Genomic DNA, 11,774 nt, shown 5'->3' with positions numbered 1-11,774 from the left:
AACGACGACATGGTGTCGTACGACGCCTCGCAGGTGCAGGACATCACCCCGGCGAACTTCCGCGAGGTCGGCGGACGCGGCCCAGGTGACCACGCCGTACTCCGCTCCCGCCGGGGCGCTGGACGGCGGGGACGGCCCGTCCCCTTGGGGTGTCGCGCCGGTCCCGCAGCCCAGTGCGACACATGAGGAGAGGGCGGCCAGGGCGGCGCGGAGGCGGGGGCGTGCGGTGCGGGGCATCGTCGGCGCTCCTTCGGCCGGTCGGTCGCGTACGGGCGGTGTCATGGCGCGAGGTTCCGCGGGGTCGCGGAGCCGCCGGACGCGAGACGGATCCTGCGGGTCGCACCGGCGTACGACACGGTAGTGGTGCGGCCTCCGGCGCCGCGCGGGGCGGCCTCGGTGGGCCTGCCGTGCGACGGTACGAGCATGTCGATCATGGTGGACGGAGTACCCAGGCCGGGGCGACGGGATCGCGGGGTCGTTGTGGCCGTCGGCGCACGTCGTGGCAGCGGGAATCGCACCCGGCGGCAGTCACCTTGCCCTGGTTCGTACGGGAACCCCCGTACACCCCCCGGCCGTTGTCCGGGCATCCGGCGCCGAACCGGCGCGGACTGGGCGGAACGACAGGGCGGCGCGATGAGCGAGTTGGTTCCCGGGGGCAATCTGCCGTTGCCGGGCGGTGCGGTGAGCGTCCGTGTGCCCGGGCCGTTCGACGTGTCGGCGCTCGTCACGGACGACGGCGGAAAGGTCCGGGGCGACGAGGACTTCGTCTTCTACAACCAGCCCGCCGCGCCGGGCGCCCGGCTGCGGGGCGACACGCTCACCGTGGACCCGGCCGGGCTGCGCCCGGGCGCCACCCGGGTCACCGTCGCCGTCAGCCCCGCCGACCCCGGGACCGCCCTCGGCCGCCTGCCCTCCCCCACGCTCCACGTCACGGACGCGAGCGGCCGCCCGCTCGCCCGGTTCACCCCGCCCCGCTCCCAGCGCGAGACGGTGCTGCTGCTCGCCGAGATCTACCGGCGCGGCGACCGCTGGAAGCTGCGGGCCCTGGGCCAGGGGTACGCCGACGGACTGGCCGGACTGGCACGGGATTTCGGCGTCGACGTCGTGGACGACCCACCGGCGTCCGGGCCGGGGGCGGCAGCGGCCGGTGTGCCTGGCACGGCAGCGGCCGGTACGCCGGGAGCGGCAGCGGCCGGTGTGCCGGGCGCCCGGCCTGATCCGTCCGGCGGCGGGGCGCGGCGCGCGGGTCTCGTGACCGGACCGGCCGCCGTCCCGGCGGGCCCGCACCGGGCCGGTCCGCCGACCGTCACCGCCGCCCCCTCCCCCGTCTCGCCCGGTGGCACGCCCCCGGACGACGGCTTCCTCGGCCTGGTCAATTCCGCGCGGGCGGCGGCCGGTTCACCCCCGGTCTCCCTCGACGCCCGACTGGTGTCCGCGGCCCGGGAGCACGCCGCGGCCATGGCCGCCCACGGACGGCTCGGCGTCGAGAGCCGCGACGGCGTCTCCGTCTACCAGCGCGTCACCGGCGCCGGGTACGCGTACCTCACCATCGGCGAGCATCTGGTGTCCGGACCGCGCACCACCGCCGAGTTCGTCGCCTACTGCGTGCGCGCGGACTCACCCCGCCGCACCCTGGGCGACCCGGCGTTCACGCACGCGGGACTGGCCCGGGTCCACGACGCCCCCTCCGGCGAGACCTACTGGACCGCCGTGTGGGCCCGGCCCTTCACACCCGGGGGACTCACCGACACGGCAGCCGCCGTCACCGACCTCACCAACCGCGAGCGCGCCCGGGCCGGACTGCCTCCCCTGGCCGTCGACCCGCTGCTCACCGCGGCGGCGCAGGCGCACAGCGCGGACATGGTGGCCCGCGCCTTCTACGCGCACACCGCGCCCGACGGCAGCCGGCCCTGGGACCGGGCCGCCGCCGCGGGGTCCACCCGGCGTTCGATCGGCGAGAACATAGCCTGCGGCCAGCGCTCCCCCGCCGAGGTGGTGGAGGGCTGGATGAACAGCCCCGGCCACCGGGCCAACATCCTCAAGCCCGGCTTCACCCACATCGGGATCGGCTTCGCCGGCGGCGGCCGGGCGGGCACCTACTGGACGCAGCTGTTCGGCGGGTGAGACCGCACCGCCCGGCCGTACCTTCCGTGCACCTCCCGGGCGATCACCCGGATCTTGGCGGAGGGAGAGGCTCCGGGCGAGGATGCCGGTATGAAGGGTGACCTCTTTTCCAGCGAGCACATGGTCCAGCCCGCCGCCGCGCCGGGCATGGCGGTCGAGAACGCCAAGTGCATCCGGTACACGGTGAACGGGGAGATGCTCGCGCGCCAGGGCGCGATGATCGCCTACCGCGGCAACCTCCAGTTCGAACGCAAGGGCCAGGGCGTGGGGGGCATGCTCAAGCGCGCGGTCACCGGGGAGGGGCTCCCGTTGATGGCGGTGCGCGGACAGGGCGAGGCCTGGTTCGCCCACGAGGCGCAGAACTGCTTCATCGTCGATGTCGAACCGGGTGACGAGTTCACCGTCAACGGCCGCAACGTCCTGTGCTTCGACGCCACGCTGGCGTACCGCATCGCGACCGTGAAGGGCGCCGGCATCACCGGCGGCGGTCTGTTCAACAGCGTCTTCACCGGACACGGCAGGCTGGGCTTGGTGTGCGAGGGCAATCCGCTGGTCATCCCGGTCTCCCCGCAGTACCCGGTGTACGTCGACACCGACGCGATCGTCGGCTGGACCGCGGGCCTGCAGACCTCCCTGCACCGCTCCCAGTCCCTCGGCTCGATGCTGCGCGGCGGCTCCGGCGAGGCCGTGCAGCTGATGCTCCAGGGCCAGGGGTACGTCGTCGTGCGGCCGAGCGAGGCGACCCCGCAGAAACCCGGCCAGCACTGAGCCCCCCCCCGAGCCACCGCTGAGTGCCTGTCAGGTGATCTGCGCCTCACAGGCAACCCGGTCCGTCCCGCCGGCGTCTTGATCGGCAACAGGTGAGGCCCTGGCCCTTGTGGCCGGGGCCGGTTTCCACCCATCTATACACAGCATGTATACGCACAGTGTAGAGATTCTGTGTATACGGACCGAAAGGCATCGATGTACGGCAAGGCTTTCGCCCCGGAGTACCAGGGCGCGCTCACCACCCTGTCCGTCAACTCCTCCCTGACCGACGTCCTGGCCGCCGGCACCGAGCAGTTGGAGGCTGCGGAGCGTGCCGGGCGGCCCGGGGAGGCGGCGCGTTCCGGGCTCGCGGTGGCCGAGGCGCAGCGCCGGCTGGGCCGGGTCGAGGAGGCGGACCGGGCCTGGAAGGCGAGTTACCGCGCCGCCCGCCGGGCCGGGGACGTCCCGGCGATGGCCTGGGCGCTGTGGAGCGGCGGCACGCTGGCCCGGCAGCGCGGGGCGTTCCGGCTGGCCCGCCGGCTGCTCGGGCTCGCGGCCGATCTCGGCGAGCGCGGCGGGGACATCGTCGTACGCGGCTACTCACTGGCGGGCCTGGCCGAGACCGGCCGCATCCAGGGGGACTACGAGGCCGTCGGCCGGCTGCACGAGCAGTTGCTCGCCGAGGCCCGGCGGCGCGGGGAGGCGCGGCACACGGTGTGGGCGCTGGAGGGCATCGCGCAGATGCACCGGAACACCGGGAAGTACGACACCGCCTACGCCCTGTTCGAGGAGGCCGCCGAGATCGCCGCGCGCGCCGACGACCGGCGGGGTCACGCCTGGGCGTTGCGCGGCCTGGCCGACGTCGTCTCGGTGCGGGACCAGGACACCGAGCGGGCCTTGGAGCTGCTCACCGAGGCGGAGACGACGTGCCGCGCGATGCGGCTGTCCAGCGCGCTGGCCTACAACTACAAGATGCGCGGCAACGTGCTGTACCGGGCCGGGCGTTACGCCGAGGCCCGGGCGTGGTACGAGCGGGCGCTCGCGGAGTTCCGCGAGATGAGCGAACCGCGCGGGGAGGCGCTGTCGCGGCTGGGCCTGGCCAAGGCGCTGGCCCGGCTGGGCCGCGCCCCGGGCGAGACGGCGGCCGAACTGGCCGATCTCGCGGGCGTGCTGGAGCGGATCGGCCTCCAGCACGCCCGCGAGATGGTGGCCCGCGCCCACGAGGAACTCGGCATACCGGCGACCGCGCGGCCGACGGAGACGGCACGGTGACGGCGCTGCCGAGGACGGTGGGGCCGGTGCGCCCGGAAGTCACCGACGGACCCACCACCACCGCCGAGCACCAACGCCCCGACACCACCGAGGGACTGACCACTGCCGAGCACCCACGCCACGGCAGCGCCGGCCGACCCGCCACCGCGAAGCCACCACAACCCGACACCACCGGCCGACCCGACACCGTCGGCCGAGCCGCCACCGTCGAGCCGGCACAACCCGGCAGCATCAGCCGGCCCGTGGTCGATGCCCCTCATGTCCTCGAGCGCTGTCGTGCGCTCGTGCGGCCCGCTCTCGTCGAAGCCGTCGGGCAACTGCACCCCTGGGTCGCCGAGATGGCCGCCTACTCCTTCGGCTGGTGCGAGGTCGGTGGCGCGCCGGCCGTCGCCCCGGGCGGCAAGGGCGTGCGGCAGGCCCTCGCCGTGCTGGGCGCCGAGGCGGCCGGGGCGCCCGGTCGGGACGGCGTGGCCGCGGCCGTCGCGGTGGAGCTGGTGCACACCTTCTCCCTGCTGCACGACGACATCATGGACGGCGACGCGGCCCGGCGCCGCCGCCCCACCGTGTGGAAGGCCTACGGCACCGGCCCCGCCGTCCTCGCCGGCGACGCCCTGTTCGCCCTCGCCGTCGGGACGCTCGCCGCGCAGCCGGGCGGCGCCGGCGCCGTGCGGACGCTGGCCGTCGCGCTGGGCGACCTGGTGCGCGGCCAGGCGGACGACCTGCTGTTCGCCGACCGCCCCTGGACGGGTCCGCGGCGAGTGCGGCCGGACGAGTACCGGGCGATGGCCGAGCACAAGACGGGCGCGCTGCTGGGCTGCGCGGCCGCGCTGGGCGCCGTGCTCGGCGGTGCCGCGCCCGGGACGGCCACCGCACTCGACCGGGCGGGCCGTCACCTCGGCGTCGCCTTCCAGATCGTCGACGACGTGCTGGGCATCTGGGGTGATCCGCAGGTCACCGGCAAGCCGGTCCACGGCGATCTGCGGGAACGGAAGAAGACGTTCCCGGTGCTGGTGGCGCTCGGTTCCCCACAGGGCGACCGGATCGCCGCGCTCCTGGAGGCCGGCGACGATCCGGCCGGGGCGGCCGCGTTGATCGAGGAGTCGGGCGGCCGCGCGGCGGCCCTGACGGAGGCCCGGCGCCACCTCGCCGCCGTCGAGACGGCGCTCCGCGGCGTGCCGCTGGCGGCGGGAGCGGTCGGCGATCTGCGGTCACTGCTGGCCTACCTGGTGCGGCGCGACACCTGAGGCCGAGACACCTGAAGCCAGACACCTGAGGGACACGGCACCCGGCTGACCGCCCGCCCGGCCCACCGCCTGCCCGGGCCGGGCGCGTTGACCTGGTCCCCCTCCACGGGTCAGGGTGCGTCACGGCGCGTTCCGCAACCCGCGCCGGAAGGACTGCTGCCGTGATCGGCATCTCGGAGATCGAAGCCGCGGCCGAGCGGATCGCCGGGCACGTCGTGCGCACCCCGACCGTGGAAAGCCCGGGGCTGTCGGCGCTGCTCGGTGCCCCGGTCACCGTGAAGCTGGAAGTGCTGCAGCGCACCGGCTCGTTCAAGGCGCGCGGGGCGGCGGCGAAGCTGCTGTCGCTGGACGAGGCCGAGCGGGCCGCCGGAGTCGTGGCGGTCAGCGGCGGCAACCACGGGATCGCCCTCGCGGTCATGGCCGCCGCCCTCGGCGTACGGGCGACGGTGGTGATGCCCCGGTCCGCGCCCTCCCGAGCCGTGGAGATCGCGGAGTCCTCCGGCGCCTCGGTGCGGCTGACCGACGACATGGCCGGGGCCTTCGCGCTGATGACGCGGCTGCAGGAGGAAGGGCTGACGCTGGTCCATCCCTTCGACGACCCGGTGGTGGTCGCCGGGCAGGGCACGGTCGGGCTGGAGTTCGCCGACGACGCCGGGGACCTCACCGACGTGCTCGTCAGCATCGGGGGCGGTGCCCTGATCTCCGGTGTCGCCGCCGCGCTGCGGGCGCGCCGGCCCGGTGTGCGCGTGTGGGGCGTGGAGACCGAGGGCGCGCAGGCCATGTCCGAGGCGCTGGCGGCGGGCGGCCCGCGGCCGGTCGCCCTGGCGTCGATCGTCTCCACGCTCAGCGCCCCGGCCGTGTCGCAATTGACGTACGACCATGTCCTGGCCCTGGTCACCGATGTGTTCGTGGTCCCGGACCGGGAAGCCGTGCGGGGGTCGCTGGACCTGGCCGACCACGGAAAGGTGTGGGCCGAACCGGCCGCCGGATGCCTGCTGCCCGCCGCCCGGCGGGTCCTTGAGCGGGTCGGCGAGGGGGCCCGGCTCGGCCTGGTGGTGTGCGGGGGCAACGCCACCACGGGCGACATGATCGCCTGGGCGCACCGGTTCGGTCTGCGCTGAGGTCTCGCGCCGAGGTCTGCGCTGAAGTCTGCGCCGAGGTCTGCCCCGAGGATCCGGCCGCGCTCCGGAAACCGTCGCCGGGAATTCGTCGGAGGGCTGTCGAGTTCAGCGGTCGGACACCTTCACATTTACCGCCGGTTACCACCTGGCCGGGCGGGGATTAACGATTCCACGGGCCACGGCGGCCGAATTCCCCGCGCCCGCGAGGGCCCGGGTGGCCGAGGTGAGCCGCCCCCGAACCCGCGAAAGACCGTTTTTCTCTCGCACACTTGCTCCCATCTTTTGAATAAAAGACAAGATTGAGCGCGGAGTTGCGATCGGATTGAACGCAGTCGGCCTCACTCCCCGTACCTCTGGAAAAGGTGAGAGCCAGGTTTCCAGCGAGGGATGGCCATGGGCAGGGCGCACGTCTCCACACACCAGTTGGTCGCCGGCCGGTACCGGCTGCTCGAGATCATCCAGCGCGAGACCAACCGCATCTGCTGGTACGCCGAGGACCTCGGCGCCGGTGACGTCTCACGCCCGTGTCTCGTCACCCAGATCGGGCTCCCGGACGACCCGTCCGCAACCGAGCGCCGAACGGCCGCCCGGCTGCTGCGCACGTCCGAGAGCATGGCCCTGCTGTGCCCCGGCCGCATCGCCACGGTCGTGGACGCCCACGAGGAGGCGGGCTCCCTGTGGACCGTCAACGAGTGGATCGACGGCACCCCGCTCGGCGAACTCCTCTCCGAGCAGGGCACGTTCAACTACGTGCGGGCGGCGCGCGTCGGCCTGGAGCTGCTCGACGTGCTGGACGCGGCGCACGCCGAGGGCATCACGCACGGCGAACTCAGCCCCGGCCAGGTGTTCGTACGCGAGGACCAGTCGATCGTCGTCACCGGCTTCGGCCTGGCCGGCGCGACCCTCGCACCGCGCCTGACGGCACCCGCCTACGCCTCCCCGGAACAGGCCCGCGACCAGCGCATCGGGCCCGCGGCCGATCTGTGGGCGCTGGGCGCGATCCTCTACACGGCGGTCGAAGGGCGCCCGCCCTTCCGTGACCGGGGACGCCCGGAGAACACCCTGAAGGGCGTGGACCGGCTGCCGCTGCGTACGCCGATGCGCGCCGGGCCGCTGGCCCAGGTCGTGCAGGGGCTGCTCCGCAAGGACTCACGGGAGCGGCTCACCCGCCCGGTGGTCCGGGAGGCGCTGACCCGCGCGCTCAGCGAGGACCCCGAAGCGGGCCTGGCCTCCGTGCCGGCCCCGCGGCTGCGCGGCGCGTACGCCGCCGTACGGCCGGGGAGCCCGGTCTGGAGCAGACGGACCATGGTGGCCGGGACGGCCCTGGCCGTCGTCACCGTCGCGGTCGCCGTGCTCGCCGCGACCCAGGGGCTGCCGGGCGGCGACTCGGGCAGCGACGCGGCCGAGTCCCCGGGCCGGCCGCCGGCCTCCGCCGCGTCGCCGGGCGAGAGCACCGGCGGCGACAGCGGCGCCGACAGCCCCGGCCCCGAGCCGTCCGGGACACCCGGTCCGACGAAGTCCGCGTCCCCCTCCCCCACGCCCACCACCGAGTCCCCCGCACCGACCTCGTCCGCCCCGGCCACGGCCCTGCCGCCCGGCTTCCACCGCTACCACGCGCCGGAGGGCTTCTCCGTGGCGCTCCCCGAGGACTGGAAGCGGCTGGACACCGACCGCCAGGGCGACCTGGCCTACCGGATCGTCTTCGGTGCCGACGGTGACGACCGCACGCTGGCCGTCACCTACAGCGAAAGGGTGGGCCCGGACCCCGTCGCCGTGTGGCGGGACGACGTCGAACCGAACCTGGAGCGGTCCGACGGCTACGACCGGATCGGCGAGATCCGCGCGACGACGTACCAGGGCCGCGAGGCCGCCGACATGGAGTGGACGGCGCAGGCCGACGGCACCCGCGTGCACACCTTCGGCCGGGGCTTCCTGCTGGGCGGGGGCCGGAGCTTCTCGCTGCGCTGGACCACCCCGGACGCCGACTGGGAGGACGCCGTGAACCAGGAGGCGCTGCGCACGTTCCTCAAGACGTTCCGGCCGGGCTCAGACTGAGCCGCGCGGCGCTCGCTGGTCGGTGAGCCGGTCACCGTGGAGCGGCCGGGTGGTCCAGTGCGCCGTGAGCGACCGGTCCGCGAGGGAGCAGGTCAGCGCCAGCCGGTGCGGGGTCTCCAGAAACGCCGCCTCCACGGCGAGCGTGCCGGAGTCGGTCCAGCCGCCGCTGACCGCGGTCGGGAGGGGTTCCTCGGCCACCGTCCAGCCCGGTGTGCCGCCGAGCCGCAGGTCCAGCCGGCGCCCGCCGCGTTCCTCGGTGAGCGTCAGCGTCCAGCCGTCCGTGTCCCGGGCGAGCCCGGCCGTCCGCACCGGTCCCGCCCCGCCGGAGGGCGTGAACTCGGCGGCGGCCCACTCCTCGGCCCGCTCCGGCGGTGCGGGCTTGCCGGGGGCGGGCGGCAGGGCGAGCCGGGCGAGGCGCTCCCGCAGCGCGGCGTCGGCGGCCTCCCGGCCGGGCAGCGGCCCGGGCCCGAAGGCGGGCAGCAGGTGCTCCCAGACGAGGTTCAGGTACTCCTGCATCCGCTCGGTCGCCGAGGTCGCCGCGATCACCGCGTCCTGCTCGGGCAGCACCAGGCAGAACTGGCCGTACGCGCCGTCGCCCCGGTAGCCGTGCCGGGAAACCCAGAACTGGTGGCCGTAGCCCTCGTGCCAGTCCTCCCAGTCCGCCTCCATGAAACCGGCGGTCGGTATGTGCGGGCGCGAGGCACGGGCCACCCACCCCTGCGGCAGCAGTCGCTTCCCCTCCCAGACCCCGTCGGACAGATACAGCTGGCCCAGGCGGGCGACGGCGTCGGTCGTGGCGTGCAGACCGCTGAAGCCGAGCTGGCGGCCGGTGCGGCCCCGCCGCCAGAACACCTCGCCGATACCCAGCGGATCCAGCAGCCGGGGCCGCAGGTACTCGGTGAGCGACCGGCCGGTCACGCGCTGCACGATGGCGGCGAGGGAGTAGGTGGCGGGCTGGTTGTAGGCGAAGACCGTGCCCGGGTCGCGATCCGGCGGCAGAAGCAGGAATCCGCGCACGGGCTCCTCCCGGTCCAGCGCGAAGACCTCGTCGACGGTCTCCCGCTCGTGGCCGCTCGCCATGGACGCCACGTGCCGCACGAGCATGGCCCGGCTGCGCGGGTCGGTGATGTCGGCCTCGAACTCCGGGAAGTACGAGATCACCGGCGCGTCGAAGTCGAGCAGTCCCTCGGCCTCGGCCAGCGCGGCGGCGGTGCCGGTGAAGCTCTTGCTGAGCGAGTACAGCAGCTGGGGGCGGTCGGGGGTGTACGGGGCCCACCAGCCGGAGGCGACCAGCCGGCCGTGCCGCACGATCATCAGGCTGTGCGGCTCGATGCCGGGGGCGGCTTCGAGGGCGTCGAGGAAGGCGAGGACGCCGGACGCGTCGACGCCCTGGGCGGCGGGGTCGGAGGGCGAGAGCACCGTGGCATTCATGTCGGCATCCTGCCTCGCCGGCGGACCTTGATCGAGTCGTTTCTCCGCCGGGCGTCAGGGGACTCGGCGGTTATGGTGCAAATCGGATACACGATGATGACCGAGCAGGCCGGCCCCCGCGAGCTCGTCGACCACGTGGTGCGGGCCGAGGAGGCGGGCTTCGACTTCTCGGTGACCTCCGACCACTACTTCCCGTGGCTGCGCTCGCAGGGCCATTCGCCGTACGCCTGGGCGGTGCTCGGCGCGGCCGCCCAGGCCACGTCGCGTATCCCGCTGATGACGTACGTGACGTGTCCGACGTTCCGCTACCACCCGGCGGTGGTGGCGCAGAAGGCGGCGACGGTGCAGTTGCTCTCCGAGGGTCGGTTCCGGCTGGGGCTGGGCTCGGGCGAGAACCTCAACGAGCACGTGGTGGGCGGCGGCTGGCCGTCCGTCGACGTCCGGCACGAGATGTTCGAGGAGGCCGTGGAGATCATCCGCGCCCTGTTCGAGGGCGGCCACGTCAACCATCGCGGCACGCACTTCGACGTGGAGTCGGCCCGGTTGTGGGACCTGCCGGAACAGGCCCCGCCTATCGGCGTCGCCGTCTCCGGCGAGCGGTCCTGCGAACTCGCGGGCCGGCTCGGCGACCTGGTGATCGCGACCGAGCCCAAGGCGGGCCTGCTGGAGGCGTTCGACCGGCACGGCGGCGCGGGCAAGCCCCGCGTGGGCCAGTTGCCGGTGTGCTACGACCCCGACCGGGACACGGCGATCAAGCGGGCGCACGCGCAGTTCCGCTGGTTCGGCAGCGGCTGGAAGGTCAACTCGGAGCTGCCGCACCCGGACTCCTTCGAGGCGGCGACCCAGTTCGTCACGCAGGACGACGTCGCCGACTCCATCCCGTGCGGCGACGACCCGGACGCGTTCGTGGAGGCCGTACGCCCCTACGCCGAGGCCGGGTTCACCGAGATCGCCCTGGTCCAGATCGGCGGCGAGTCCCAGCCCGCGTATCTGGACTGGTCGGAGAAGACCCTGCTGCCCGCCCTGCGTGACGCGTTCGGCTGAGGTCCTCCGCCAGCGCCTCGACGGCCTCGACGGCCAGCTGGGCCCTCCGGCCCGGAGGGCTCCTCTTCACGAGCGCGCTGATCCGCTGCGCCTCCTCGGCGGTGGGCCGGGCCCCGGCCAGGAGGAGCGGCAGCAGCAGGCGCCGGACGAGCAGTTCGCCCTCGGAGGTGACCTGCGGTCGGCGCACCACCGAGACGTTCACGCGGACCGCGTGTTCGTTGCCCGGCGGGACGCCCGGCCGGTCCGTCTCGACCGCGGCGTAGCGGAAGCCGTGCGCCTGGTCGCAGGACGGGCAGCCGACCGGGCCCCGGGCGAGCCGGTCCCCGCAGTCGGGGCACGTCAGCCGGTCGAGGGCGGCGTCCACCACCCGCCAGTCGTGCCGGTCGGGTTCGGCCGCGACCATCTCGGCCAGCGTCTTCTCCTGCTCCGCCCCGGCGACGTCCCACCGCCGCAGGAAGGCGGCCCACGCCTCCTCCACGATGCCGTCGACGAGCGCGCGGCACGCGTCACAGCCGGGAGCACCGCCGTACTCGTACCCCCCGCACTCCGCGCAGCGGCGCGGCACCGCGCCGATCTCGGGTCGCACCATGTCCCGCATCCTCGCCCACGGGGGCCGGGCGGGCGAACCGATCAAGCCGGGGCGGCACCCACGAATCGGCCGAATCGGCGCGGGCCTCGCGCGCGGGACGAGCCCGGCCCCGGACCCCGGCGGCGGTGAACGGCGAGGTCAGCGGGT

Annotated in this window: 9 protein-coding genes; 7 read left to right on the top strand and 2 right to left on the bottom strand. The window is 74.5% G+C overall.

What is annotated here, in order from left to right; all coding sequences use genetic code 11:
* The first annotated feature begins 633 nt into the window (after positions 1 to 633).
* From ABZ948_RS26370 to ABZ948_RS26345, 6 genes are all read left to right on the top strand, one after another.
* Complete coding sequence (locus ABZ948_RS26370; RefSeq protein WP_359763491.1) at positions 634 to 2,124, top strand: CAP domain-containing protein; 1,491 nt, start codon at positions 634 to 636, stop codon at positions 2,122 to 2,124.
* 90 nt (positions 2,125 to 2,214) lie between these two features.
* Positions 2,215 to 2,892 (top strand): AIM24 family protein, encoded by a 678-nt coding sequence (locus ABZ948_RS26365; protein ID WP_359763489.1) that lies wholly within the window; start codon positions 2,215 to 2,217, stop codon positions 2,890 to 2,892.
* 195 nt (positions 2,893 to 3,087) lie between these two features.
* Positions 3,088 to 4,143 carry a tetratricopeptide repeat protein gene (locus tag ABZ948_RS26360; protein WP_359763487.1) on the top strand — a complete coding sequence of 352 codons (1,056 nt, stop codon included), beginning with the start codon at positions 3,088 to 3,090 and terminating at the stop codon, positions 4,141 to 4,143.
* A 230-nt stretch (positions 4,144 to 4,373) separates the two neighbouring features.
* Entirely contained in the window at positions 4,374 to 5,387 is a 1,014-nt protein-coding gene (locus tag ABZ948_RS26355) for a polyprenyl synthetase family protein (protein WP_359763496.1), read from the top strand.
* A 161-nt stretch (positions 5,388 to 5,548) separates the two neighbouring features.
* Positions 5,549 to 6,508: a threonine/serine dehydratase family protein gene (locus ABZ948_RS26350; protein ID WP_359763485.1), complete on the top strand. Its 960-nt coding sequence runs from the start codon at positions 5,549 to 5,551 to the stop codon at positions 6,506 to 6,508.
* Between the two features lie 393 nt (positions 6,509 to 6,901).
* Entirely contained in the window at positions 6,902 to 8,563 is a 1,662-nt protein-coding gene (locus tag ABZ948_RS26345; RefSeq protein ID WP_359763483.1) for a serine/threonine protein kinase, read from the top strand.
* Here the strand turns inward: ABZ948_RS26345 and ABZ948_RS26340 are convergent.
* Complete coding sequence (locus ABZ948_RS26340) at positions 8,555 to 9,994, bottom strand: serine hydrolase domain-containing protein (RefSeq protein WP_359763480.1); 1,440 nt, start codon at positions 9,992 to 9,994, stop codon at positions 8,555 to 8,557. The genes ABZ948_RS26345 and ABZ948_RS26340 overlap by 9 nt on opposite strands.
* A gap of 72 nt (positions 9,995 to 10,066) precedes the next feature.
* Here ABZ948_RS26340 and ABZ948_RS26335 point away from each other — a divergent pair, with 72 nt between their 5' ends.
* On the top strand, positions 10,067 to 11,038 hold the full coding sequence (locus ABZ948_RS26335) for an LLM class F420-dependent oxidoreductase (RefSeq protein WP_359763478.1): 972 nt from the start codon (positions 10,067 to 10,069) through the stop codon (positions 11,036 to 11,038).
* Here the strand turns inward: ABZ948_RS26335 and ABZ948_RS26330 are convergent.
* Complete coding sequence (locus tag ABZ948_RS26330; protein ID WP_359763476.1) at positions 10,935 to 11,627, bottom strand: hypothetical protein; 693 nt, start codon at positions 11,625 to 11,627, stop codon at positions 10,935 to 10,937. The genes ABZ948_RS26335 and ABZ948_RS26330 overlap by 104 nt on opposite strands.
* Between the last annotated feature and the right edge of the window lie 147 nt (positions 11,628 to 11,774).

The sequence above is a fragment of the Streptomyces olindensis genome, assembly GCF_040645895.1.
GTDB lineage: Bacteria > Actinomycetota > Actinomycetes > Streptomycetales > Streptomycetaceae > Streptomyces > Streptomyces olindensis.
Note: the sequence above shows the minus strand (reverse complement) of the source record. Positions and strands in the feature narration are given on the sequence as shown.